The sequence below is a fragment of the Pseudoalteromonas sp. T1lg76 genome (assembly GCF_002964725.1).
In the GTDB taxonomy this organism is placed as follows: domain Bacteria; phylum Pseudomonadota; class Gammaproteobacteria; order Enterobacterales; family Alteromonadaceae; genus Pseudoalteromonas.
On the sequence record NZ_PQCE01000008.1, the window covers coordinates 1 to 23325 of the forward strand.

Here is a 23325-nt window from a genome sequence, read left to right on the forward strand (position 1 = left end):
GAAAAACGCCCGAAAAAAGCACTGCTTTTTTAGTTTTGAACGCGAGGTAAGGATACCGAGCTGGGTGGTCGCAGGGATGCAAACCAATAAATTAGATATAGAAAGAAAGTGGTGGAGCTAAGCAGGATCGAACTGCTGACCTCCTGCGTGCAAGGCAGGCGCTCTCCCAGCTGAGCTATAGCCCCACTTCTTAGGTGGACTCCCGAAGGAATGCTGATCATTTTATAAATTATTAGATGCTGGTCAAGCATGGGAACAGAAAAAACTGCGATAAATTGACCAAATGTGTGCGGGCTTTGTTACAGTAGCGGGTAAGTATAAGAACAACAGTCGAAGTTATGAAAAGCGCTCTGTCCCTTTTATTATTTACCGCCTTGTTACTGGGCTGCTCGTCCGCCCCGGATGAGCGTCAATATGAAATTCATAGTCAGGATTTTTACGCCAAGCTTGATGATCAGGGGCGCAAGATTTTTGCCTATGTGATGACGGTTAAAGCCAGTAAGCGTGCCGCCTTGGATCTCAACAAGCCCATCAGTCGCAAGCAAATGAAAACTTATATCGAACGCGAGCATTTTGATGAATCCAGGGTGCTTAAGTTACAACTTGAAGATGAAGCAGCAGCGGCGCTGAAAAAAGAGTTAAAAGAGCGCGATTATTGCCCCGATGCCTATGAGATAAACCAGGTTCTCTGGCGCGACTTTAGCGTGCAGTTGCGTGGCGTTTGTTTGTAATGGCGGCAAGTATAGAAGAGTTGGCTGCGCTGTTGTCGCAACTGAATATCGATTGTGAAAAGATCACCCATCCGCCGCTGGCCACCGCCAGTGCCGCCGATGAAATAGCCCTGCACCGACCCGGCGTGCGTTTGAAAAACCTGTTTTTGCGCGACAATTACGGCCGTCGTCACTTTTTGCTGATCACCGCCCATGATGCGCTGGTGGATCTTAAGGCGCTGTCGAAGGCGCAGCAGGTGTCTCGTTTAGGTTTTGCTTCCGATGATCGCTTACTGCGCTATCTGGGTGTGCGCCCCGGTTGTGTATCCATGCTGGCCCTGATGAATGACCCTCAGCAGGAGGTGGAGTTATGGCTGGATGCGGCTATTTGGGATGATTCCCAAAACATTAACCAAGACGAAACCTTGTACCATTGCCATCCCTTCGATAATGAGCAAACCTGGCTTATGCCCAAGGCCGGGCTCAACAGTTTGTTTAAGCACTGGCAGCGTCAGCCCTTGGTGTTGCCCGTGGCTAAGCGTTGCGGCAGCACTATTAAGCCATAACCCATTAAGCAGACAAGCAAAATACAGGTCAAAAACGCATACTCGCCATATTCCTGATAAAGCAGCCCGGGTAAAAATGAGCCCAGGGCGCCGCCGCTGTAATAAAACGACACATAGACACCATTGGTCAGACTGGCACTGGCGCTACTGAGGCGATTCACCAGCGGTGCGGCACTGGCATGAATAATAAACATGGCGGCGCAGAAGCAGGTAAAGGCGATAAGGAACACGCTCAGGTGCTGATAGAACATCAGTACTATGGTGGCGCAATAGAATATAAATACGCCGCCGAGCAAGGCAAACACATTCCTAAAGCGCCTGTGCAGATAGGGGGTGATCAAGGTCGCTAAGGCGCCAAGTAAATAGCCGCTATAGACTAAGCCAATATTTTTGGTGCTGCTCATGGCATAGGTGCTGCGCAGAATAAAGGGCAGGTAATTCAGCAGTGCGGCAAAGCAAAAGAACATGCAAAACACCGCCCCATAGAGGCTGATAATGCGCGTTGTGGCCAGCGCCTTGATATTCCCCCGCCAAGGCGTGTGGGCCTGATAGACGGGCTCGGTCTTGGCGCGAATCAGTAAAGCCAACAAGATCAAGAGTAAGGAATTTAGCCAAAAGAAGCTCTGCCAGCTCAGGTATTCGGCAAAACCCGCCGCCAGGGCGCGACCTAAAAAGCCACCGGCTATGGTACTGCCGATATAGCCACTCATTTTGGTGTTGATATCTTCCCCTTTAAAGCGCAAAGCTATGCTGGCGGTCATGGCCGTGAGGGCGGCGGGTAGTGCCAGGCCTTGTAACAGGCGCAGGGATTGTAACTGCCAAAACTCGGTGCACAGGGGGACCAGGGCATTGCTAACGGCCAGCACCAGCATCACAATTTGCAGCACCCGATAGAGGTTACGACGATTGAGAAAAACGCCATAAAACAAAGGGGCTATGGCCAAGGGAAGCATGGTTAAGGTCATTAGCGACCCGGCACTGGCGGGGCTGACCTGATATTGCTGGGCAAAAAGCGCAAGCAGAGGCTGCACCGCATACAGCACAAAAAATATCACCACAGAGCAACAGAGCAACAACCAATAGGGCATAATAACGGACGTCAGAGACCAGGCGCGAGGGAGTGTATCATAGCCTCAAAGAGAGGGATAAAGCTTGCGATTAATCAAAGTGGCATCAGTTCGGCCATGCTACTGTCATTTCGTCAAAGGATGGGTAAAATAACCTTATTAAGTTAGTTTGTTGAAAGTGACAATTATGGGTTCTTTACAAGATCAACTGCTAAAAGCAGGCTTAACCACCGAGCACAAGGCCAAGGTGGCAAAAACAGAAAAGCGCAAAGCGCAAAAGAAAAAGAAGAAAAAAGGTGCCACGAGCGATCAAAGCGATTTGCAAAAGCATATCGAGCAAACCAAAAAGGCGCAGCAGGAAAAAGCGACACAACTTAATGAGCAACGCCAGGAAGAGCTCAAAGAGCGTGAACAGGTAGCCCGTGTGAAGCAGATTTTAGAGCATCACAACCAGGACGAAATTCGCGGTCCACTGACCTTTAACTTCACCTATGAAAACAAGGTGAAGGAAATTGAGGTGAATGCACAAACGCAAAAAGCCCTGGCCAATGGTCGCTTGGCCATTTGTGTGCTGGAAGGAAAATTTTATGTATTGCAGGATGAACCTGCGCGTAAAATCGCTGAAGTAGATGAAAAATATATTGTTTTCCATGTTGAAAGCGATGATAAAGATGTCGATGAGGACGATCCTTATGCAGGCTACGAAGTTCCTGATGATCTGATGTGGTAATGCGCCATTTTTTGATTGCCGGATGCTCAGCGTCTGTTAATTCTTAGTTGCTACAGTAAAGAACAAGGGTCTACACTCATTGCTAGTGGGGGGGAACCTCCCCAAATTTTACCGTCAATTATAAGAGTAAATATTATGAAAAAGTTCACTAAAGTACTTATGGGAGCCGGTGCGATTGCTGTTTCTGCAATGGCGATGAATGCGCAAGCGGCAGACGGCAAGGCGTTATACACAGAGAAAAACTGTCACACCTGTCATGGTGCCGACGGCAACGCGCCAATTATGCCGCTTTATCCTAAGCTGGCTGGCCAGAACAAAGAATACCTAGTGGCGCAAATGAAAGACATCAAGTCTGGCGCTCGTGCCAACGGCATGTCAATGGCGATGAAAGCCATGGTAGCGACCGTTTCTGACGAAGAATTTGCTGCGATTGCCGAGTACCTTGCTGGCGTTAAATAACGTCAGGTACAAATTTAGATAAAAAACCACCGTATGAGTTTTACTCTGCGGTGGTTTTTTGTTGAATGGCAGTTGATAAGTGTTTAGACTTCTATCCATCTATAAATTGTGCGGAGTAGTGCATGACCCTGATCCCCCAGTTACCTAAATTAAACCTTAAAGATAAGGTCAGCGAACAAGAATGGCGCCTGCGCGTCGACCTGGCGGCCTGTTACCGCTTGGTTGACCATATGCGTTGGGGCGATCTGATTTACACTCATATGTCGGCGCGTATTGCTGGCACCGACGAGTATCTGGTTAATGCCTTTGGGCTGAGTTTTGATGAGGTGACCGCCTCGAATCTGGTGAAGGTAAATCTTAACGGCGAGATCTTAGATGATACCCCGCATGAGATTAACCCTGCCGGCTTTACCATTCACAGCGCCATTCATGAAGTGCGTGACGATGCCCATTGCGTGATCCATCTGCACACCAAGGAAACCATTGCCGTGGCCAGCGTTGAAGGCGGGCTTCAGCCTTATTCACAACATTCTATGTTCTCCCTGCCATCCTTGTCGTATCACGACTATGAAGGGTTGGCGGTGAACGAGGATGAAAAGGCGCGTTTGCAGCGTGATTTAGGCACCACCAACCATATGCTGCTGGTGAATCATGGCGGCTTAACCGTCGGCCCTACGGTGGGTGATGCTTTTATGCGTTTTTATGACTTGCAACGTGCCTGTGAAATTCAGGTGGCGATGCAAAGCATGAAGCAGAACCCGATTCGGGTGCCGCAAGCCATTATCGACAACATTTATCATCAAGCCAATGTGGTGCACAGCGGCAGCACCGGCGGGCAGTTAGCATGGCCTGCAATGTTACGCAAAGCGTATCGTTTAGACCCGGGTTTTGCCGAGTAAGAAGGAAAGAATATGAAAGTTAATCGCGTTGAAGTTTTCGACATTCACTGCCCAGACCGTCCAGCCTGGACACCCGTTTTTGTTCGTATTCACACCGATGAAGGGATCAGTGGTGTCGGTGAGGCTGGTCTAGCTTATGATCTAGGCCACAGCGCTGCGGCGGCCATGATCAAGGAAATGGCCGAGGCCTTTTTGATCGGTCACGACCCGTTTCAAACCGAGCTACTGTGGTCGCGCATGTTGCGTGAGAGCTTCTGGGGCTTGGGCGGCGGCCCGGTAGTCTATGCAGCCATGAGTGCCATAGATACGGCGCTTTGGGATATCAAGGGCAAGGCCTTGGGCTTACCTGTGTATCAGCTGCTCGGTGGTAAGGTAAACGATGAGCTGCGTACCTATGCGTCGCAACTGCAGTTTGACTGGGACAGCGAGTTTAAAGCCCTGGTGCAGCCGCAAGAATATGCCGAGGCGGCACTTAAGGCTATAGCCGAAGGCTATGATGCGGTGAAGGTGGATCCCATTCAATACGATAAGCACGGCAACACCTATTATGATCGCACCAAGATAATTTCCCGCGCGGAAATGAAGCTGTATCGCGCTCGTATGCAGGCAATCCGAGAAGCCGTGGGCGATGAGGTAGATATTATTTTTGAATGTCATAGCCTGCCCGGTGCTACGTCTGCGATTCAAATCGGTGAAATTGCCGAGGAATTCGACTGCATGTATTACGAAGAGCCGGTGAATTACTTGAATCATTCCTTGCATGCCAAGGTGGCCGACAAGGTTGCCGTGCCCATTGCCGGTGGCGAGCGCTTGTATAACCGTTGGGGCGTACGCCCTTATCTGGAAGATCAGAGTATCGACGTATTACAGCCGGATATCGGCCTGTGTGGCGGTTTTACCGAAACCAAAAAGGTGTGTGATTACGCCGATATTTTCGATGTACGTATTCAGGCTCATGTCTGCGGCGGCCCGGTAGCGACCGCGGCGTCATTGCACCTGGAGACGGCGATCCCCAACTTCTTAATCCATGAACACCACACCTATGCCATTAAAAAATGGAACCGCGAGTTGTGTATTCAAGATCCGCAGCCGGTCAACGGCAAGTTTAAGGTCAGTGAGGAGCCGGGTATAGGTATCGAGCTTAACGATGAGGTGGTGATGCGCTCGGCTCGGGTAGAGATAAAATAGATATTAATAAATGGGTAAGAAAAAAGCGCCGACATTAGCCGGCGCTTTTTTGTTAACGACAAGTCAGGGTCGGGGCGGGCAATATCTGCTCGCTATTAAGGTGCTGCAAATAGCACAACTGACCATCGGTGAGCAGCATAAAGCGCTGGGGCATTTCCAGTTGCTTGCCCATTAAAGGATTGCCCTGCGCATCGCTAAAGGGTGGTGACTCCAGCACCAATGAGCTTTTTTGCATAAACACGTCTTCGCGCACCTTCACTTCCTTGATGTTCAGAGCTTGGGCAACCAGGGTTGCAACCTCTTGCTGGTTTGGTTCGCTCAGCAGCGCCGGGCGCAAGTCGTCCTGATTCACCGTACTGTTACAGCCACTGCTGGTGGCCAGTGTGAGCGCCGCCAGCAGGCTGTGAGACCAAAACTTACGCATTAGTTAAGCTCCTTGGGTAAGGGGGTTACTACGCGGTTGTTTTTCAACTGGGTTTGCCAGCGGTTGTCGCTAATACTCAGTCCCACCTCTGAAACAGTGCTTTGCACCGCATAACCTTTTAAGCCTGCCGCCGTAGTGGGAGCCGGGCAAAAGCCTGTGGTGCGATAGTTTAACGCCGCTGCCAGCATGGCTTCGTTTTGATCACCCAAGAGGTGGGTGAAGTCATCGGCCACCGCACATCCTTCTACATAGACGGGGGCCAGTTCGACGTTCGGTGTGTTTTCTGGAGCAAAACCATCAGAGTACTCACCAAAGCCGGCATGGTTTACGCCGGTAAACTGAATGGTGAAGAAGGTGGTGTCACAGTTATCAGTGGGGTAAAAGCCGTAGGGCTTACCACAGGTATTACCGCCAATGAGGATAACTTTAAAACCGCGCGCGGCAGGGATGCCGTTTAAGCCGTTGATCAGCGCCTCACTGGCCGAACAGGTACTGCTGGATGACAGGACAAAAACGCGATCCAGGTTGAGGCTTGGCAACTTGGTGCCCTTGCGGATCCCTGAGTCGGGATCGAAAGCCAGGTACTCATCAATAAAGGGGATGGGCGTGAGCGCTCTGCCGGTCACCGGGTTGGTGTTTGGATATTTGTCATTGAAAATGGTTTTTTCAAAAATAAGGCCGTCTGTATTATATGGCCCCGCGACCATATAACCCAGCTGCGCCGCCATGTTTAAATAGCCGCCGCCGTTATAGCGCATATCGATTACCAGATCGCTAATGTTGCTTCCTGCCAACTGATTCAAGGCATCATACAATTGGCGCTCCGCCGGGGCATTGTGATCGTTAAACTGAACATAACCGACATTACCACTGTTGGTGGCTATGGTGCTCACATTCATCACAGGATCTTGGATAAATTCACCTGTGGTCAGGGTGATGTTGCGCTCCTCGTTTGAACCGACCAATTTAAAGGTAAAGGTGTTTTGTACGCCCTTAACACTTGGGAATAGGGCGCTATTGAGCGTCTCTACGTCGTCGCTGTTGATCATATCGACGCCATTTACGGCAATGATTTCCCAGCCGCGTCTCACTCCTGCTGCACTTGCAGGGGTGTCAGGGTCGGTGTAGCTAACCACCACTTCGCGAGGTGGTGCACTGCGAATTAACTTGAAATTAAAGCCATAGCCCATCACGGCGCCGCTTTCCTGCATTTTCTGGTATTCGTCGGTGGGCAAGCTGAAGTGAAAGTTATCCTTAGCCGCGCCGGAGGCGGTAGTGGCATTGGTCTTTAAGGTATTAAAGTAGTCGATAACTCCGGCAACGGAAGCCGGGTTTCGGTCGATGATTTCGTCATACCATAAATAGGTTTCATTGCTCCAAGAACGCAGCCAGTTTTTCTCGTTGATGGCGCTGCATTGTCCTTTGAACTGACTAGACGGCGCAAAAACGCCTTGGGTCCAACTGGATGGGGTGTCGCCACCATTGTCATCTGTGCTACCACCACCACAGGCCAGAAGCGAAGCGCTCAGGGCGCTAATAAGTAAAGGTTTTATAAGCTGGGTCGTCATGTCGAAATCCATTTTTTAGGTGCTCTGTTACTAACTCTATACTAAAGCGTATGTGGGTGTAAAAAGGAAGTTAAAAGTTAAGTTTTATGGCACTTTATTAAGTCGTTATCGGTGCAAATTTACTGTCTTTGCTTTAGCATTGAGGGCATTAGCAGCTGTGAGTTCAAGGTCACAAGGGTGAGAAAGAATTTAATATTGGCGATGGTGTTAATAACCGGATTAACGGCTTGTGCCGCACAAGATCAGCGCACAGCCGATGCACTCAAATTTCAACACTGGTATTTAACCAGCATAGATGGGCAAGCGGTAAAAACCGATAATACCTATGTGGGTTTTATCGACGCACTGCAGTTAAACGGCCACACCGGTTGCAATCACTTTTTCGCCAGCAGCAAGGTGGAAGAACAAAGGTTGCAGGTCACTAATCTGGGCATGACTTACAGGGTCTGTGAGGGGGAAGTGCAGCGCAATGAAAGTGCCTTGCTAAGCACCCTAAAGTCATCGCCACTGCTACAGATGGATAAAGAGACCCTGACCTTAACAGGGGCTCATACCCTTACCTTTGTCGTTGGTGTTGCGCCTGGAACCTGAGTCCTAGGCCGCAAATAAACGCTCTAACTGCGCTGGCAAGAAGGGACGTCCTTCGGCATTGACTGAGGTGCCGATAACTTTGGCTTTAAGCACCAGCTTGTCGTCGCTGGCGCGGTAAATATTCTGAATAAAGGCAAACTTAAGGCGGCTTTCGCGCACCATCTCAACGCCGATATAAAACTTATCGCCGGGTACCAAGGAAGCCTTATAATCCATTTCGCTGCGCACTACCACCAGGTTGATACCCTCTTTGGCCAAAGCCACAAAGTCAACATTCTGCTCTAACAGGTACTCATGGCGGGCATGTTCCAAGTAGTTGAAGTACACGCTGTTATTAACTATCCCTTGCAAATCGCATTCGTAGTCGCGCACTTTCATATCAAGACGAAATGTCATTATTTTTAATCCTATATTTTTATTTAGCGCTGATGCTAGTATTAGCTGATATGTACATCAAGGCGTAAATGAATATGAGTGAAGTCGCTATTGTAACGGGTGGCAGCAAGGGAATTGGTCTGGCCATTGTAGAAAAGTTAGCAAACCAGGGATATAAAGTTTACAACTTGGATATTGTCACTTCCGATATAGGCGAGTATCGCCATTGTGATGTGCGCGATGTGGCCAGTGTGCAGCGGGTGATCGCCGACATCTGTGAGCGCGAAGAGCGTGTGGATGTCTTGGTCTGCAACGCCGGTATTCACCGCAGTGCCAATATTGAGCAAACCTCTGAGGCCATGCTCGATGAAGTGATTGCCCTGAACATCAAGGGTGCCTTTGCCGCGACGCAATCCGTGTTGCCCTTGATGCGTGAGGCCAAACGAGGTTCTATTGTGTATATTTCTTCCGATCAGGCCTTGGTGGGTAAACGCAATTCCTTCGCCTATAACCTGTCGAAGGCGGCACTGGCCTCAATGACGAAAACCACAGCGCTGGATTATGCCGAGTTTGGCATTCGTGCCAATGCCGTGTGTCCGGGTACCATAGAAACGCCATTGTTCCACAGTGCAATCGACAACTTCTGCGCCAATACAGGTGCCGATAAGGATACCGTGGTGGCCGAGGAGTCGGCACTGCAGCCTCTTGGTCGCTTAGGGCAGCCTGAAGATGTGGCCAATCTGGTGGCCTTTTTGGTCAGTGAAGAAGCCAGCTTTATCACCGGCTCCCTGCAGGTTATTGATGGTGGTTATACGGCGCAGTAATGAGTCCGTGGCAGCCTTAATGGAGAAGCCTTTGGCAACACCCATGGCTAAGTCCATGACTACGCCCGTGTTTGATCCCCATGTGCATTTTTTCGCTTATGGCCGTGGGGATTATTATTGGCTTAAGCAGCAAGGGCCGCCGTTTTGGCCGCAAAAGCAGTGCATTCAGCGTGACTTTTCCATGGCTGACCTGATACTCGGGCACGGCCTAGAGTTAAAAGGCGTTGCCCATATTGAGGCGGGGTTTGACAATCAACACCCAGCCAAAGAGCTGGACTGGCTGCAAGAGCTGGGCTTTAGAGGCCCGGCAATCAGTTATGCGGCCATAGACCAAGCGCCTGAGCAGTTCGCCGCTTCTTTGCAGCGGTTAAAATTCCCCTTGTTACGCGGAATTCGCGATATCACCGAAGACCTTGATGGAGAGCGCCTGTTAAGCCCTAATGTAGGTAAAAATCTTACCTTGCTTTGTGAGCAGGGCTTGCTTTTTGAGGCCCAGTTTAGTCTGTGTGAGCCCGAGCTAGCGGCCGCTGTTGTGGCCCATGCCAAGGCCAATCCAAGGCTGGATATAGTGATCAATCATGCCGGCTTGGTGACACCAGACAACTGGGATGCTTGGGTTGCAGGCCTAAGCCAATGTGCTCCTTACACCAATATTCATCTTAAATGTTGCGGCTGGGAAATAACTCACCCGGATGGTGATATAAACTGGCAGCAAAAGGTGATCCGCACAGCAATATTGCACTTGGGCTTCCAACGGGTAATGCTCGCCAGCAATTTCCCCTTATGCTTATTTAAAACCAGCTATCAGCAGCTGTGGCTGGACTATCAAGCCATGGATTTACCCCATTTTAGCTCTTTAGCCTGCGACAATGCGCAGCGTCTATATGGCACCGAGACACGGACTCCCGACGCTTAGCACTTCAGATAGATCTCTGGATCTAAATCACGCACATCCACGCTTAAACAATCTGAACGGCGGCAGTAGGTGCTAAGGCACTCCAGCAGTTGGCTGCTCAGTTGCTGCTTTTGCTCGCGAGTGCGCCCAGCCATAATGTAGGCGCATATATGGATAAAGCCGTCCTTACCATCCCCCAATTCATAATGTTGGTAGGCAATGGCACGCGTCTTAATGGTGGCTAGTTCGAATAGGCCGCTGGCATAGGTGGCCTGGTGCACCTTGTCCACTAATACTTGTGGTAACACCGGCAGGTCTTCGGAATGTTCTATGATGATATGGGGCATGGTCACACTCGTTAACATTACATAAGTAGCGCCAGTGAGTAAAAAGACCAATTTTATTAAAACCATGCTCAATCTAACGAGCACTTTTTAATGTAATTGGTATATCTGGTTTAGCACATTTTTAGAAAAATGCCAGTTCCTCTGCGCAAAGCCTATAGAGCCAAGTCTTGGTGCCTTGTTCACCGAGCGTGTGTCGTCGCACCCGGCTGTTATTTTCTATTTGAATTGGTATGCTTGGCGGTAAGAACCTAAGTTGCAATAAAAATGACTATGTTAAGCTGGTTAAAACCTTCGCCTTTACTTGAAGAGCAAGAGCAGCAATGGCTGCTGGATACCTTTTTATGGGCCTATGAACACTTTGATGGTGATTATTTTCGCCAGCAAAGCCAATTGGTCCTGCCCACCAACGCGTTTTTTGCCGGTCAGAGCCATAGCGTGGCGCAAATGGCGGAACAGGTTTTTACCCAGGTAAAACAGTACGCTGGTCTTGAAAAATGGCCCCTGGTGTTGGTCGCACCTGAGCTGAGTCAGCCGCAGCGCTTCCCGCGTATGGCGTTTGCGAATTGTTTACGCGGCCCAGAGGCTCAATTACTGAGTAGTGATGGCCAGGTACAACTCTCATACAACCCGCAACAGATCAATCAGCCACAGGATCTGATTGCCAGCTTTGCGCAGGGTATGGCGCGGGTCATGATTTATCAGGGCGGTCACTTGCCTCCTGGTGGTGAACAATACCTGGATGCCGCCACAGAGGTGGTGGCCAGCTTCTTTGGTTTTGGCGTGATGCTGAGTAACACCGTGTATCAATTCCGCGGCGGTTGCGGCAAGTGTTATAACCCCTATGCCAATCGCTCCAGTGAGCTGTCCGAGCAGCAACAAGTGTTTCTATTGGCGCTGTTTTGTCATATTAAGGGCATAGACAAAGGGGCGGCGCATCTAAAAGGGCACCTGCGCAGCTATTTTAAAAAGGCGACAAAAACATTGCGCGCCTTAGGACAAACCAGTGCCGATCCCTTGTTGCTCTCTCTGCTCACCAAGGAGCAGGCATGAGTTATTGGCCCGAGTTCGCCGCCATAGCCATTGCCCACTTTTTTGCCGTTGCCAGCCCAGGCCCGGACTTTGCCGTGGTACTTAAACACAGCGTCAGTTATGGTCGCGCTAATGGTTTGGCTACCAGTGCCGGGGTGGGCGCCGGGATTCTGGTGCATGTCTTTTATTGTTTGCTCGGTGTTGCCTTATTGATCTCTCAGGCGCCGACCTTGTTTATGGTGCTGAAATACTTGGCCGCTCTCTACCTTGGTTATTTAGGCGTGCAGGCGCTGCGTAGCAAGCCTGCGGCGGGTGAGTCTGAGCAGGCCCAGCCGCAACCGCAGCTGCATCAGAACTTGCTGGTGGCCTTTCGCCGCGGCTTTTTAACCAATGCCCTGAACCCCAAGGCGACCTTGTTTTTTCTCTCGCTCTTTACCCTGGTAGTATCGGTACAAACGCCAAAAATGGTGCAATTAGGCTATGGTCTCTATATGGCCTTGGCAACCTGGGCCTGGTTTTCTCTGTTGTCGCTGTTGCTTTCTAAGCAGCAGGTTCGGGGTTTTTTTAATGCCAAGGGGTTCTGGTTTGACCGCGCCATCGGCGTGGTGTTAATAGTATTAGCGATTCAGGTGGTGTTGTTATGACACAATATTATTTTGCTTTCGGCTCCAATATGTCGGCGCATCGTCTTGGCGAGCGCTTGCCCAATGCTCGGCGCGTCGGGGTGGCCCATTTACCCGACTATCGTCTGAGCTTCGATATGCTTAGCCTCGACGGCTCGGGAAAGTGCACCATTCACCGTGAAACTGGTGCCAGCGTGTATGGCGTGGTGTGGATACTCGATGTTGAGCAGCAGGAATATCTGCATAAAATCGAGGGGCCGCGTTATGACGTCGCGCATATTGAGGTGACCTTAGTCGACCAGCAAGAGCAGGTCCGAGCCTATTGTTATATCGCCAATACCCTAGATCGGGTGGCCTTGCCGTTCGATTGGTATGTCCAGCATGTGTATCGCGGTGCCCAAGAGGCGAGCTTGCCACAGCACTATATTGCTGAAATCGCCCGCCAAGCCAGTATTGAAGATCTCAATCGCGAGCGGCACCTGAGGGAGATGCAGATCCACTCAGGCCAACCCCAGAAGGGTGACTGTTAGGGCGAAATGGGCGCTGCTGGAAGATCAGGATTCAGAAGTAACTCAAAAGGAATAATAACAATGAAATTTAAAACGCTGCTGCTGTGCAGCGCCGTGTTGCTGGGATTAAATAGCCCGGCGCAAGCCAAGCTGGAAGAACAAAAAATTACCGCTGCCATTGAGCAATCCATGGCCCGTTTTGATGTGCCCGGTATGGCCGTCGCCGTGGTCGCCGAGGGGGACATCGTTTATGCCAAGGGTTTTGGTGTGCGTCATCTCGATACCAAGGAGCCGGTAACCGCCGACACCCTGTTTGGGATAGCTTCAAATACCAAGGCCTTTACCAGTGCGGCCTTGGCCATGCTGGTGGATCAAGGCAAGTTAAACTGGGATGACAAGGTCATTGACCATCTTCCGGAGTTTCGCCTGTATGACGCGTACGCCACGCGCGAGATGACCATCCGCGATCTGCTTAGCCATCGCAGTGGTCTGGGATTGGGACAGGGCGATCTGATGATTTGGCCGGACACGGATAAATCGGTGGACGATATCATCCAGAGCCTGCAGTATTTAAAGCCTCAGTCCAGTTTCCGCAGTACCTATGCCTACAATAACCTGATGTTTGTTACCGCCGGTGAGGTGGTCGCCCGTGTCAGCGGCATGAGTTGGCAGGACTTTATCGAGCAAAAGATGCTAATGCCTTTGGGCATGGAGCAGTCACGCGCCGGTTTTTCCCGTATCGCAGAAGACAACAACAACTATGCCACCGGCCATATTCCCTTTAACGGCAAGCTGAACCCCTTCTTCGTCAATTATCTTGAAGACTTCCGCGGTGCCGGTGCCATTGCCTCGAACGTGAAGGAAATGAGTCTGTGGTTGAATACCCAGCTTAACGCCGGGGTTATGGCCAATGGCGAGACCCTGTTTAGCGCCAAGCAGCAAGAGCAAATGTGGCTGCCGCATATTAATCGCGCCGTTTCTAAAGCGGCCTTTACGGCGACCAGACAACAGTTCAGTGGCTACGGCTTAGGCTGGTCTATTGTTGATTACCATGGCTATAAACGCGTCGGCCACGGCGGCGGTATTCTTGGCATGGTGTCGCAGGTTTCTCTGCTGCCGGAGAAAAAGCTCGGTGTAGTGGTGCTGTCGAATCAGCAGGCCTTTGCTGCGCTTTCGGCGGTGACCGAAGAAATCTTTGAGCAGGCGCTGGAGCTTGAGGATCAAGATTATGTTGAGCGTTTTGCCGAGCGTCATTTTAAAAATAAGGAGCAGGCCTACGCCAATGCCAAGCCGGGTTTAGTCGAAGATTATCAAAGCGCCTTACCGCCTATCTACTATACCGGCACGCTTCATGATGCCTGGTATGGCGACGTGGTTATCGAGCAACTTGATGGCAAGCTGCGCATTGATTTTACTCACACCAAGCGCTTAAAGGGCGAACTGCAGCATCACAGTGGCAACAGCTTTATTGTTAAGTGGGATGAGCCCATGCTCGAAGCGGATGCCTTTATCCACTTTACCCTGAATGAGCAAAATAAGGTAAGCAGCGCCAGGATGCATGCCGTTTCCACCGAGGTCACCGATTTCAGCTTCGATTTCCGCAACCTGGATTTACGTCCGAAGAAGTAGGCCAGTCCTGAAAGCATACAAGCTAACACCAAAGTCGCAGGGTCAAGGCACTGCGACTTTGTTAAGCTCTTGATTAAAGTGTTTAATGTAGCCAGCTTATGTCCCGTATCGCCGTTATCACTCACCCCGCCTGTCGCCGCCACCAAATGGGCAGCGATCATCCCGACTCACCCGCTCGCCTGGATGTAATTCAAGACCGCCTGCTTGCCAGTGGCTTAGATTTAGAGCTAGCACAATTACAGGCGCGCAAGGCCGAACGAAAGGACTTTCTCAGTGTCCATTCCGAGCAGTTGGTGTCCCTGGTGGAGCAACGTATTCCGGATCTTGGCTATGCGGATCTCGATGGTGATACGCGCTTGTGCCCCGAGTCGTTGCAGGCTATAGAGCGTGCCGTTGGTGCCGGTTTAACGGCCGTGGATGAGGTGTTAGCGGGAAACATAGACGCTGGCTTTTGTGCGGTGCGCCCGCCCGGTCACCATGCCAGCCGAGAGCACAGCGCCGGTTTCTGCGTTTATAACAATCTCGCTATCGCCGTGCGTTATGCGCAGCAGCAAGGGATACAGCGCATTGCCATTTTGGATATAGACGTACACCATGGCGATGGCACCCAAAGCATCTTTGCCGATGAGCGCAATGTCTTGCTGTGCTCCTTGTTTCAAAATCCTCTTTATCCCAACCCCGAGCCGGTCGACAGAGCCAACCTGATCCAATCACCCCTACCACCGGCCAGCGATGGTAATGACTTACGCCGTCTGGTTGAAAGCCAGTGGTTACCGGCCTTGACCCATTTTGCTCCACAGCTGATCTTTGTATCCGCCGGCTTTGACGGGCATCTGGAAGACGATATGTCGGCGCTCAAATTTGTTGAGCAGGATTATGCCTGGTTTAGTCAGCGCCTCGGCGAATTTGCCAAGGCCCATGGGGTGCTGGGCATAGTGTCATTTTTAGAAGGGGGCTACCATTTATCGGCTCTGGCCCGCGGTGTTGAGCATTATCTGCGTGGGCAACTGGCGGCGTATGAAGGGCAATAGCAGCCCGTTACCCATTTAGTCGTTGAGCAAAGGCCAGATCTGACTCTCATCCTGAAGCTGTAACTTAGCCACACAGCAATGTCCCTCGGCGCTTAAATAATCTTGCAGGGCGGTACACAGCAGCGACCATTGACGATCAATGGGCTGGCCCTTGGCATCAAAGTAGTGATGACGGCTATCGAGGACAAAGAGCAGGTGGCCGTTATCCGCGGCCTTAAGCTCACTGGCATCGCTGCACAGGGTGATATAGTCTGACTCAACGGCCAGTACCGGAAAATCTAATTTGGGCATATTTTGTCCTAGGTCAGCGGGATAAGACCGGTACTCATTAGTATCTTTAGGTTACAAGCAGCAGCGGCGAATTTGCTAGGCGCTATAGTCTACCTCAACCTCATAAGCTCCAAACTTACGAATGTTGATTACACCGGTATCAAAGATCAGGTATTGTCCCTTGATGCCGAGCAGCACACCGCTGACCTTGGGCTCTTTATCAAAATTAAAGGAGCTGATTTTGCTTGGGTAGGTGTCCACTGGGTAGTTGATCTCGACCACCTCTTCGTCCAGCACTTCCACCGCGGTGGCGCCAAACAGTTCGGCCAGTTCATCCAGTTTAGCCTGGATCTGCGGCAAGAGTTCATCGCGGGCGGCAAGCAAGTCCACTTCAACCTGAGTGCCCTTGAGCATATTGCGCCAATTGGTTTTATCGGCAATAAACTCCGCCAGGGCGACTTCCACCAGGCCGGATTGCAGACGAGTCTGCACCCTGATAATAGGCAAGGCCGCCGTGGCGCCCTGATCTATCCAACGGGTTGGGATCTGAGTATGACGGGTAATGCCTACCTTTAGCCCAGAGGTGTTAGCCAGATACACATAGTGGGGGATCATGCAGTTTTCTTCGCCCCACTGCGGCTCGCGACAGGTGCCCTGATCATAGTGGCAGGTTTCCGGTTTCACAATGCACATATCGCAGCTGGCAAGCTTACGCATACAGACAAAGCAATGGCCCTGAGAGTAGCTCTTTTTGGTTTTCTTGCCGCAGCTGGAACAGAAGATGTTACCGCTGTAGGTCAGGGTCAGGGTTTTGCCTATCAGCTCATTTAGCGGTAATAGTTCGTCGCCAACGGGAAGCTGGTATTGCACCGCCGGGTTCTGCTCATCACCGAGCTGGGTTTTCATTTTCTTTAGTGTGCCTTGCATATTGCGTCCCAATGGCAAAAGTATGGGCTTATGGTATCAGACCACCGCGGCACTGTCTTCGGCTAGCTGGGTTTGCAGCGATTGGGCGGATAAACTTCAGGCAATAAAAAAGCGAAGCCGGAGCTTCGCTTTCTCAATGGGCCTTGTGGCCTGACTAGCTTTCGCGAGCAATGGCGCGATAAGCGATATCGGTACGGTACTCAACGCCGTCCCAATCTATGGCTTTTACCAGCTCGTAGGCACGTTGTTGTGCCGCGGTCACGGTTTCACCTAGAGCGGTGGCACAGAGTACGCGACCACCGGCGGTCACTACCTTGTCACCGTCTTGCTTGGTACCGGCGTGGAAGACTTTCTCACCTTCCGGGTAGTCAACAAGCAGGCCCGAGATGGCGTCGCCTTTAGGGTAGGAGCCTGGGTAGCCTTTGGCTGCAAGAACGACACCTACCGCTGCACGCGGGTCGAACTGAATGTCTGTCTTATCCAGCTCTTCACGGTTAGCAGCTTCAATCAGCTCAACCAAGTCCGACTGTAGACGCAGCATAATAGGCTGAGTTTCAGGGTCGCCAAAGCGGCAGTTGTACTCAATTACCTTAGGCGTGCCGTCTGCAGCAATCATAAGACCGGCGTATAGGAAACCCGTGTAAGGGTGACCTTCCGCGGCCATGCCAGCAACGGTCGGGTTGATCACTTCATTCATGATGCGCTCATGAATTTCCGCGGTCACCACAGGCGCCGGAGAGTAGGCACCCATACCACCGGTATTAGGGCCCTGATCGCCATTATAAGCGCGCTTATGATCCTGACTGGTGGCAAATGGCAATACATTCTTACCGTCGACCATAACGATGAAAGAGGCTTCTTCACCCTCAAGGAACTCTTCGATAACCACGCGGCTACCGGCTTCACCAAAGGCATTACCGGCTAGCATATCGCGTACCGCTTCTTCCGCTTCCGCTTCGGTCATGGCCACGATCACGCCTTTACCTGCCGCCAGGCCATCGGCCTTAACTACGATAGGAGCGCCTTGCTCTTTGATGTACTCAAGCGCTGGCTCAATTTGCTCAAAGGTTTTGTAAAACGCAGTGGGGATATCGTGGCGTGCCAAGAAGTCCTTAGTGAAGGACTTAGAGCCTTCAAGTTGCGCCGCACCTTGCGTTGGGCCGAAAATTGCCAGGCCTTGCTCGCGGAAAGCATCAACAACACCAATAACCAGCGGTGCTTCAGGGCCAACAATAGTCAGTTCAACGTTATTTTCTTTCGCGAACGTGATAAGTGCATCAATATCTTCAACACCAATGGCCACATTTTCTAACTTTGGCTCAAGTGCGGTGCCGGCGTTACCCGGAGCAACAAATACTTTTTCTACTTTGTTTGATTGAGCGGCCTTAAACGCAAGTGCGTGTTCGCGGCCGCCACTGCCAATGACTAGTACATTCATGGCTTATAAATCCTATAGGGGTTTGATGAATTTCAGCGTCATCCGGTCACTTTCGCCGATCGCTTCGTATTTAGCGCGATCTTCCTCACCCAGGCTCAGGCTTGGTGGCAATGTCCACACGCCTTTTGGATGGTTGGCGAAGTCTTTCGGATTGGCATTGATTTCACTTTTCGCAACCAGTTCAAATCCAGCTTCTTGTGCCAGCGCAATCACCCAGCTCTCTTTAACATAACCCGAACGTTTGGCCTTACCGCTATCGCGCGTTTCCGGCAAACGGTGGTCCACTATACCTAGTACGCCACCGGGTTTAAGGGCGGTATAAAAGGCGCGCATGGCATCTTTAACACCTTGCTCGTCGGCATTCATATACCAGTTATGCAGATTACGGAATGTTAGCACCATATCGGCACTGCCTTCCGGGGCGATATTATGGTGGGTGCCGGGGTAGAACTCGGTGAGTCGGATGTCGGAATAGGCACGAGTATTGGCCATCTTTTCCTTAAAGCCAGCCAATGAGCGCTGGTAATACTTCACGTCCGAGTCGGCCGGGAAGTGGGCGGCATACAAGGTGCCTTCGTCTTTAAGTAAAGGAGCGAGAATATCCGTGTACCAACCACCGCCTGGAGAGACTTCAACCACTGTCATATTCGGCTCGATGCCGAAAAAGGTCAGAGTTTCTACCGGGTGACGATATTGATCTCTGGCTTGTGCTTGTGCACTTCTTAGCTCGCCTTGGCTGGCTTCAGTCAGTTGTTCACTGGTGCTGGTGCTTACGCAGGCGCTTAGTGAAAGCGCGATGGCCGCGGTTAGCGCGGTTTTAAAGCCAAATTTCATAATCGAATCCTTGTGATATTTATTATGTGTTAACACAAAATAGCAGATTGATTTGAATAGTCTACGAAAACACGCCAGAGCCTAAATGGCCCTGGCGGTGAGTTTCTTAGTGGCGGAAATGGCGCATACCGGTGAAGACCATTGCCATGCCAGCTTCGTCAGCGGCAGCAATCACTTCTTCATCACGCATTGAACCACCCGGCTGGATCACCGCAGTAATGCCAGCTTCGGCCGCAGCATCGATACCGTCACGGAATGGGAAGAAGGCATCAGAAGCCATAACCGAACCTTTAACCTCAAGGTTTTCATCGGCGGCTTTAATACCGGCGATTTTCGCCGAGTATACGCGGCTCATCTGGCCGGCGCCCACACCGATAGTCATGCCGTCTTTGGCGTATACGATGGCGTTTGATTTAACAAACTTGGCTACTTTCCAGCAGAACATAAGATCTTTCAGTTCTTGCTCGGTCGGTTGACGCTTAGAAACCACTTTAAGGTCGCCCATGGAAACCATGCCTTGGTCACGGTCTTGTACCAGGATACCGCCGTTTACGCGCTTGATATCAACACCTGTGGTTTGCGCTTGCCATTGACCACACTCAAGTAGGCGCACGTTTTGTTTAGCAGAGACGATTTGTGCCGCTTCTTCGCTGATGCTAGGGGCGATGATCACTTCTACGAACTGACGGGCGATGATGGCTTCTGCGGTATCCGCATCCAATTCACGGTTGAAGGCGATAATGCCACCAAATGCCGATGTTGGGTCGGTTTTAAAGGCACGGTCATAGGCTTCAAGGATGTTTTCACCTACAGACACACCACAAGGGTTTGCGTGCTTAACAATAACACAGGCCGGCGCATCGAATTCTTTTACGCACTCAAGGGCTGCATCGGTGTCGGCGATATTGTTGTAAGACAGCGCCTTACCTTGAATTTGCTTAGCCGTGGCAACCGAGGCTTCTTCAATGTCGTTTTCAACATAGAAGGCCGCATCCTGGTGCGAGTTCTCACCGTAGCGCATGTCTTGCTTCTTGGTGAACTGCATGTTGATGGTGCGTGGGAACTTAGTATCGGTTGCCGCTTCTTCGGTGTAGTCAGGCACCATTTTACCGAAGTAGTTGGCGATCATGCCGTCGTACTGAGCCGTATGCTCGAATGCGGCAATGGCCAGGTCAAAACGGGTGGCGTGTGAGGTAGAACCTTCATTGGCCTTCATTTCGTCGATAACGCGGCCGTAGTCGGCGGCATTAACGATAATGGTCACGTCTTTGTGGTTTTTCGCCGCGGCACGAACCATGGTTGGGCCACCGATATCTATGTTCTCAATCGCGTCTTCAAGCGAGCAGTCTTCTTTTGCTACCGTTTGTGCGAATGGGTATAGGTTTACAACTACCATGTCGATTGCATCTATGTTGTTTTCAGCCATAACGCCTTCGTCTTGGCCGCGACGGGCTAAGATGCCGCCGTGAATTTTTGGATGCAATGTTTTAACGCGGCCATCCATGATCTCAGGGTGACCGGTGTGATCAGATACTTCAGTTACCTTGATGCCGTTGTCTGCAAGTAGCTTGCAGGTGCCACCGGTAGAAAGAATTTCGACGCCTTGAGCTGCTAGCTCACGAGCGAAGTCAACGATACCCGTTTTATCAGATACGCTCAGGAGCGCGCGACGAATTGGACGATGTGTATCCATGGTAGTTTTTGTTACCTCAGTTGAGTAGATAATCTTGTCTTAGGTGGCACCAGTTATTGGTGAATTCGACCTAGGGGTTAGACAAGGGGTTTGCTTAGAAACCCTATTTTAAACAATGATGATGTTTTTGTATAACACAGTGACCGATGCATCGGTCATTTTCGTGTATGGGCGAAAATAAAAAAGCACCCTAGGGTGCTTTTCGGTGCAGCTCAAGGCTGCGAATAAATTAGTTCATGCCGTACTTTTTCAGCTTCTTACGTAAAGTACCACGGTTGATACCCAGTAAGATGGCTGCACGGGTTTGGTTACCGCGTGTATAGGTCATTACTTCTTCTAGAAGCGGCGCTTCCAGCTCAGAAAGAACAAGTTCATAAACGTCTTGTACGTCCTGGCCGTTAAGCTGCTTAAGGTAGTGGTGAACAGCTTTTTTAACAGCGTCGCGAAGAGGCTGTGGTTTCTCTTGTGACTGAACGTGAGCGTTAGTAATAAAAGGAGAAGTCACATTTTGTTCAAACATCGTTGTATTGTCTCTTTCTTTCTGGATTAGCAATAAGTTTCAAAGTATTCATTCAGTGCATCCACCTGAGTCTCAGGTGTTTCTAGCGCATTAAATACTCGCCTAAACTGACGGTCTTCGTCGTGGGCTTGCAAATACCATCCAACATGCTTTCGAGCAATCCGCGGCCCCATGGCCTCACCGTAGAATTGATGGAGATTGATTAAATGCTCCATCAGAATACTGCGCACCTCGGTAATGGCCGGGGGCGGGAGTATTTCTCCAGTTTTTAAATAATGGTCAATTTCCCGGAAAATCCAGGGGCGACCTTGAGCGGCTCGTCCAATCATGATGGCATCTGCGCCCGTATACTCTAATACCTGTTTCGCCTTTTGCGGTGAGCTGATATCACCGTTGGCAACCACAGGAATCGACACTGAACTCTTGATCGCTTTGATCGTGTCGTATTCGGCATAGCCTTTGTACATACAGGCGCGAGTACGCCCATGTACGGCTAATGACTGAATACCATTGTGTTCAGCAATCGCTGCAATCTCGACGCCGTTGCGGTTGTCCACATCCCAGCCGGTACGGATTTTTAATGTGACGGGCACATCTACCGCTTCCACCACAGCTTTCACTATGGCTTCGACTAAGTCCGGATACTGCAACAAGGCAGAGCCTGCGAGCTTTTTATTCACTTTTTTGGCAGGGCAGCCCATATTGATATCTATGATCTGCGCGCCGTTGGAAACGTTAAACTGCGCTGCTTGCGCCATTAGCTCAGGGTCAGCCCCCGCAATTTGCACGGAGCGAATACCCGATTCGCCGCTATGATCCATACGCCCCATGGATTTGGCGGTTTGCCATACCTTGGGATTGCAAGACAACATTTCAGAGACGGCCAGTCCGGCGCCTAAGCGACGACACAACTGCCGAAAGGGGCGATCTGTGATCCCCGCCATCGGTGCAACCATCAAATTGTTTTCTAACTGGTAAGGACCAATTTGCACAGCGTTACAATTTACCTCGTTTCAAGGGGCGCTAAGTTTACGGTTTTTTGAGGCAAAATCAAAGGCTAGAAATTGAACAAAAGTGCTTTTTTTTTAAACTTTTTGTATTGACATTTTATAACGAGTGAGGGCAATAAGGTTTTTGCCTGTTTTATGAACACCGGCTTGACAGGGCTTATATGGCGGGGTGTTGATGGAGCGTAAACAGTGTAAAAAGAGTGAGAAATGGCCTGCACAGAGACTTTTGTCCACTGTGCAGGGCAGGATCAAAAGCGGTTACTTTTTAATCCCGCTGATCCGCACCCATTCACCTTCCTGGGCTATGGGATCTAGAGTCACTTGATGCTCGTAGCAAGCGGCCACGGATTCGGCTTGTTCTTCAAGTACTCCGGAAAGAGCAAGCTCGCCTCCTGACTTCAACAGGCCAAGAATCACCTCGTTTAACTCGCGTAGCGGCTGGGCAAGAATATTGGCAACGACCACATCGGCTTCAAAGCTCGGCTGATTCTCCGGCAGGTAAACTTCAAGTTGGTCGGCAACGCCATTGCGCTCGGCATTATCGATACTGGCATCGAGTGCTTGCTGATCGATATCTATACCTATAACGCGTGCGGCGCCAAGTTTAATGGCGGCGATACCTAAAATGCCTGAACCACAGCCGAAGTCGACCACGGTTTTACCGCTTAAATCCAGGCTCTCAAGCCAACGTAAACACAAGGCCGTAGTGGCATGCGTGCCGGTACCGAAGGCCAGACCCGGGTCGAGCATGACGTTGACCGCAGATGGATCTGGAACATCTAACCAGCTTGGGCAAATCCATAGGCGTTCGCCAAACTGAATCGGCTGGAAATTTTTCATCCATTCCCGTTCCCAATCTTTATCTTCTAGCTGTTCTATTTTGTAGTGGAACTGCTCTTGTAGCTCGGGCTGAACCTTAAGGTAGTCGACCACCGCCTGCATATCATGTGTGGCTTCAAACAGGCCGATCACTGTGGTTTCTGCCCAGTATCTTACTTCGCCTGGTTGCGGTTCGAAGATGGGTGTGTCTTTGGTGTCCATAAAGGTGACCGATGGGCAGCCGACATCCATAAGATGGTCACTGATTGCGTCCGCCGTTGATTCGGTGGCACGAATGCGAATTTGAATCCAAGCCATGTTAGTCCCCATGTTGGATGAATATTGTAAAT

27 protein-coding genes and 1 tRNA gene are annotated in these 23325 nt (G+C 50.7%); 14 read left to right on the forward strand and 14 right to left on the reverse strand.

What is annotated here, in order from left to right:
- Positions 1–109 precede the first annotated feature (109 nt).
- Positions 110–185: transfer RNA gene (locus C2M35_RS03050), tRNA-Ala, on the reverse strand.
- Positions 186–338: 153 nt separating this feature from the next.
- Between C2M35_RS03050 and C2M35_RS03055 the strand changes: the two genes are divergently transcribed.
- Together C2M35_RS03055 and C2M35_RS03060 are read left to right on the forward strand one after the other, a co-directional pair.
- A complete protein-coding gene (locus tag C2M35_RS03055; RefSeq protein ID WP_105199427.1) occupies positions 339–731 on the forward strand; it encodes a hypothetical protein in 393 nt (130 codons plus the stop codon).
- Positions 731–1276: a prolyl-tRNA synthetase associated domain-containing protein gene (locus C2M35_RS03060; protein WP_105199428.1), complete on the forward strand. Its 546-nt coding sequence runs from the start codon at positions 731–733 to the stop codon at positions 1274–1276. The genes C2M35_RS03055 and C2M35_RS03060 overlap by 1 nt, the downstream gene beginning before the upstream one ends.
- Here C2M35_RS03060 and C2M35_RS03065 read toward each other — a convergent pair.
- Positions 1222–2364 carry an MFS transporter gene (locus C2M35_RS03065; RefSeq protein WP_105264578.1) on the reverse strand — a complete coding sequence of 381 codons (1143 nt, stop codon included), beginning with the start codon at positions 2362–2364 and terminating at the stop codon, positions 1222–1224. The two genes, C2M35_RS03060 and C2M35_RS03065, sit on opposite strands and share 55 nt — an antisense overlap.
- 166 nt (positions 2365–2530) lie before the next feature.
- Here C2M35_RS03065 and C2M35_RS03070 point away from each other — a divergent pair, with 166 nt between their 5' ends.
- The 4 genes from C2M35_RS03070 (at position 2531) to C2M35_RS03085 (ending at position 5619) form a co-directional block, all read left to right on the forward strand.
- Positions 2531–3073, forward strand: coding sequence for a DUF2058 domain-containing protein (locus C2M35_RS03070; RefSeq protein WP_105199430.1), 543 nt, complete (start codon positions 2531–2533; stop codon positions 3071–3073).
- Positions 3074–3232: 159 nt separating this feature from the next.
- Entirely contained in the window at positions 3233–3532 is a 300-nt protein-coding gene (locus C2M35_RS03075) for a c-type cytochrome (protein WP_442792501.1), read from the forward strand.
- A gap of 131 nt (positions 3533–3663) precedes the next feature.
- Entirely contained in the window at positions 3664–4431 is a 768-nt protein-coding gene (locus tag C2M35_RS03080; protein ID WP_105213507.1) for a class II aldolase/adducin family protein, read from the forward strand.
- Between the two features lie 12 nt (positions 4432–4443).
- Entirely contained in the window at positions 4444–5619 is a 1176-nt protein-coding gene (locus tag C2M35_RS03085) for a mandelate racemase/muconate lactonizing enzyme family protein (RefSeq protein ID WP_105199432.1), read from the forward strand.
- A 52-nt stretch (positions 5620–5671) separates the two neighbouring features.
- On the opposite strand, the gene C2M35_RS03090 is transcribed toward C2M35_RS03085, so the two are convergent.
- Both C2M35_RS03090 and C2M35_RS03095 read right to left on the reverse strand, forming a co-directional pair.
- Entirely contained in the window at positions 5672–6043 is a 372-nt protein-coding gene (locus C2M35_RS03090) for a hypothetical protein (protein WP_105213386.1), read from the reverse strand.
- Positions 6043–7611, reverse strand: coding sequence for a S41 family peptidase (locus C2M35_RS03095; protein ID WP_234000015.1), 1569 nt, complete (start codon positions 7609–7611; stop codon positions 6043–6045). Before C2M35_RS03095 ends, C2M35_RS03090 begins: the two co-directional genes overlap by 1 nt.
- 177 nt (positions 7612–7788) lie before the next feature.
- On the opposite strand from C2M35_RS03095, the gene C2M35_RS03100 reads away from it, so the two are divergent.
- Positions 7789–8202 (forward strand): META domain-containing protein, encoded by a 414-nt coding sequence (locus tag C2M35_RS03100; protein WP_158677898.1) that lies wholly within the window; start codon positions 7789–7791, stop codon positions 8200–8202.
- 3 nt (positions 8203–8205) lie between these two features.
- On the opposite strand, the gene C2M35_RS03105 is transcribed toward C2M35_RS03100, so the two are convergent.
- Positions 8206–8598 carry an acyl-CoA thioesterase gene (locus C2M35_RS03105; RefSeq protein WP_105213384.1) on the reverse strand — a complete coding sequence of 131 codons (393 nt, stop codon included), beginning with the start codon at positions 8596–8598 and terminating at the stop codon, positions 8206–8208.
- A gap of 74 nt (positions 8599–8672) precedes the next feature.
- Here C2M35_RS03105 and C2M35_RS03110 point away from each other — a divergent pair, with 74 nt between their 5' ends.
- Both C2M35_RS03110 and C2M35_RS03115 read left to right on the forward strand, forming a co-directional pair.
- A complete protein-coding gene (locus C2M35_RS03110) occupies positions 8673–9401 on the forward strand; it encodes an SDR family NAD(P)-dependent oxidoreductase (protein WP_105199437.1) in 729 nt (242 codons plus the stop codon).
- Between the two features lie 7 nt (positions 9402–9408).
- Positions 9409–10317: an amidohydrolase family protein gene (locus tag C2M35_RS03115; protein ID WP_158677899.1), complete on the forward strand. Its 909-nt coding sequence runs from the start codon at positions 9409–9411 to the stop codon at positions 10315–10317.
- On the opposite strand, the gene C2M35_RS03120 is transcribed toward C2M35_RS03115, so the two are convergent.
- A complete protein-coding gene (locus C2M35_RS03120; protein ID WP_105199755.1) occupies positions 10314–10643 on the reverse strand; it encodes a 5-carboxymethyl-2-hydroxymuconate Delta-isomerase in 330 nt (109 codons plus the stop codon). The two genes, C2M35_RS03115 and C2M35_RS03120, sit on opposite strands and share 4 nt — an antisense overlap.
- Before the next feature lie 270 nt (positions 10644–10913).
- Between C2M35_RS03120 and C2M35_RS03125 the strand changes: the two genes are divergently transcribed.
- The 5 genes from C2M35_RS03125 to C2M35_RS03145 all read left to right on the forward strand — a co-directional run bounded on the left by C2M35_RS03125 (position 10914) and on the right by C2M35_RS03145 (position 15464).
- The gene (locus tag C2M35_RS03125) at positions 10914–11693 is read left to right on the forward strand and encodes a hypothetical protein (RefSeq protein ID WP_105264605.1); all 780 of its coding nucleotides are present in this window, start codon (positions 10914–10916) and stop codon (positions 11691–11693) included.
- Positions 11690–12316 (forward strand): LysE family transporter, encoded by a 627-nt coding sequence (locus C2M35_RS03130; RefSeq protein WP_105264581.1) that lies wholly within the window; start codon positions 11690–11692, stop codon positions 12314–12316. The genes C2M35_RS03125 and C2M35_RS03130 overlap by 4 nt, the downstream gene beginning before the upstream one ends.
- On the forward strand, positions 12313–12825 hold the full coding sequence (locus tag C2M35_RS03135; RefSeq protein WP_105264582.1) for a gamma-glutamylcyclotransferase family protein: 513 nt from the start codon (positions 12313–12315) through the stop codon (positions 12823–12825). Before C2M35_RS03130 ends, C2M35_RS03135 begins: the two co-directional genes overlap by 4 nt.
- A 60-nt stretch (positions 12826–12885) precedes the next feature.
- Complete coding sequence (locus C2M35_RS03140; protein WP_105258016.1) at positions 12886–14433, forward strand: serine hydrolase; 1548 nt, start codon at positions 12886–12888, stop codon at positions 14431–14433.
- Positions 14434–14531: 98 nt separating this feature from the next.
- A complete protein-coding gene (locus C2M35_RS03145) occupies positions 14532–15464 on the forward strand; it encodes a histone deacetylase family protein (protein WP_105264583.1) in 933 nt (310 codons plus the stop codon).
- Between the two features lie 15 nt (positions 15465–15479).
- Here C2M35_RS03145 and C2M35_RS03150 read toward each other — a convergent pair whose 3' ends face one another.
- The 8 genes from C2M35_RS03150 to prmA form a co-directional block, all read right to left on the reverse strand.
- Positions 15480–15755 carry a hypothetical protein gene (locus tag C2M35_RS03150; RefSeq protein WP_105264584.1) on the reverse strand — a complete coding sequence of 92 codons (276 nt, stop codon included), beginning with the start codon at positions 15753–15755 and terminating at the stop codon, positions 15480–15482.
- Positions 15756–15830: 75 nt separating this feature from the next.
- Positions 15831–16661, reverse strand: coding sequence for a DUF2797 domain-containing protein (locus C2M35_RS03155; protein ID WP_105264585.1), 831 nt, complete (start codon positions 16659–16661; stop codon positions 15831–15833).
- A 154-nt stretch (positions 16662–16815) separates the two neighbouring features.
- Entirely contained in the window at positions 16816–18099 is a 1284-nt protein-coding gene (gene purD / locus C2M35_RS03160) for a phosphoribosylamine--glycine ligase (protein WP_105264586.1), read from the reverse strand.
- A gap of 12 nt (positions 18100–18111) precedes the next feature.
- Positions 18112–18933, reverse strand: a complete 822-nt coding sequence (locus tag C2M35_RS03165; protein ID WP_105199446.1) for a class I SAM-dependent methyltransferase — start codon at positions 18931–18933, stop codon at positions 18112–18114.
- Between the two features lie 106 nt (positions 18934–19039).
- Positions 19040–20626, reverse strand: a complete 1587-nt coding sequence (gene purH / locus C2M35_RS03170) for a bifunctional phosphoribosylaminoimidazolecarboxamide formyltransferase/IMP cyclohydrolase (protein WP_105199447.1) — start codon at positions 20624–20626, stop codon at positions 19040–19042.
- 229 nt (positions 20627–20855) lie between these two features.
- On the reverse strand, positions 20856–21146 hold the full coding sequence (fis, locus tag C2M35_RS03175) for a DNA-binding transcriptional regulator Fis (RefSeq protein WP_010374122.1): 291 nt from the start codon (positions 21144–21146) through the stop codon (positions 20856–20858).
- A gap of 26 nt (positions 21147–21172) precedes the next feature.
- Entirely contained in the window at positions 21173–22138 is a 966-nt protein-coding gene (gene dusB / locus C2M35_RS03180; protein WP_105199448.1) for a tRNA dihydrouridine synthase DusB, read from the reverse strand.
- Between the two features lie 276 nt (positions 22139–22414).
- A complete protein-coding gene (prmA, locus tag C2M35_RS03185; RefSeq protein WP_105213376.1) occupies positions 22415–23293 on the reverse strand; it encodes a 50S ribosomal protein L11 methyltransferase in 879 nt (292 codons plus the stop codon).
- Positions 23294–23325 lie beyond the last annotated feature (32 nt).

Excerpts from the sequence above, each read along its gene's own strand:
- C2M35_RS03055 (WP_105199427.1), top strand. The coding sequence starts at position 339 with ATGAAAAGCGCTCTGTCCCTTTTATTATTTACCGCCTTGTTACTGGGC.
- C2M35_RS03060 (WP_105199428.1), top strand. The coding sequence starts at position 731 with ATGGCGGCAAGTATAGAAGAGTTGGCTGCGCTGTTGTCGCAACTGAAT.
- C2M35_RS03065 (WP_105264578.1), bottom strand. The coding sequence starts at position 2,364 with ATGCCCTATTGGTTGTTGCTCTGTTGCTCTGTGGTGATATTTTTTGTG.
- C2M35_RS03070 (WP_105199430.1), top strand. The coding sequence starts at position 2,531 with ATGGGTTCTTTACAAGATCAACTGCTAAAAGCAGGCTTAACCACCGAG.
- C2M35_RS03075 (WP_442792501.1), top strand. The coding sequence starts at position 3,233 with ATGGGAGCCGGTGCGATTGCTGTTTCTGCAATGGCGATGAATGCGCAA.
- C2M35_RS03085 (WP_105199432.1), top strand. The coding sequence starts at position 4,444 with ATGAAAGTTAATCGCGTTGAAGTTTTCGACATTCACTGCCCAGACCGT.
- C2M35_RS03090 (WP_105213386.1), bottom strand. The coding sequence starts at position 6,043 with ATGCGTAAGTTTTGGTCTCACAGCCTGCTGGCGGCGCTCACACTGGCC.
- C2M35_RS03095 (WP_234000015.1), bottom strand. The coding sequence starts at position 7,611 with ATGACGACCCAGCTTATAAAACCTTTACTTATTAGCGCCCTGAGCGCT.
- C2M35_RS03105 (WP_105213384.1), bottom strand. The coding sequence starts at position 8,598 with ATGACATTTCGTCTTGATATGAAAGTGCGCGACTACGAATGCGATTTG.
- C2M35_RS03110 (WP_105199437.1), top strand. The coding sequence starts at position 8,673 with ATGAGTGAAGTCGCTATTGTAACGGGTGGCAGCAAGGGAATTGGTCTG.
- C2M35_RS03120 (WP_105199755.1), bottom strand. The coding sequence starts at position 10,643 with ATGCCCCATATCATCATAGAACATTCCGAAGACCTGCCGGTGTTACCA.
- C2M35_RS03125 (WP_105264605.1), top strand. The coding sequence starts at position 10,914 with ATGTTAAGCTGGTTAAAACCTTCGCCTTTACTTGAAGAGCAAGAGCAG.
- C2M35_RS03130 (WP_105264581.1), top strand. The coding sequence starts at position 11,690 with ATGAGTTATTGGCCCGAGTTCGCCGCCATAGCCATTGCCCACTTTTTT.
- C2M35_RS03135 (WP_105264582.1), top strand. The coding sequence starts at position 12,313 with ATGACACAATATTATTTTGCTTTCGGCTCCAATATGTCGGCGCATCGT.
- C2M35_RS03140 (WP_105258016.1), top strand. The coding sequence starts at position 12,886 with ATGAAATTTAAAACGCTGCTGCTGTGCAGCGCCGTGTTGCTGGGATTA.
- C2M35_RS03145 (WP_105264583.1), top strand. The coding sequence starts at position 14,532 with ATGTCCCGTATCGCCGTTATCACTCACCCCGCCTGTCGCCGCCACCAA.
- C2M35_RS03150 (WP_105264584.1), bottom strand. The coding sequence starts at position 15,755 with ATGCCCAAATTAGATTTTCCGGTACTGGCCGTTGAGTCAGACTATATC.
- C2M35_RS03155 (WP_105264585.1), bottom strand. The coding sequence starts at position 16,661 with ATGCAAGGCACACTAAAGAAAATGAAAACCCAGCTCGGTGATGAGCAG.
- purD (WP_105264586.1), bottom strand. The coding sequence starts at position 18,099 with ATGAATGTACTAGTCATTGGCAGTGGCGGCCGCGAACACGCACTTGCG.
- C2M35_RS03165 (WP_105199446.1), bottom strand. The coding sequence starts at position 18,933 with ATGAAATTTGGCTTTAAAACCGCGCTAACCGCGGCCATCGCGCTTTCA.
- purH (WP_105199447.1), bottom strand. The coding sequence starts at position 20,626 with ATGGATACACATCGTCCAATTCGTCGCGCGCTCCTGAGCGTATCTGAT.
- fis (WP_010374122.1), bottom strand. The coding sequence starts at position 21,146 with ATGTTTGAACAAAATGTGACTTCTCCTTTTATTACTAACGCTCACGTT.
- prmA (WP_105213376.1), bottom strand. The coding sequence starts at position 23,293 with ATGGCTTGGATTCAAATTCGCATTCGTGCCACCGAATCAACGGCGGAC.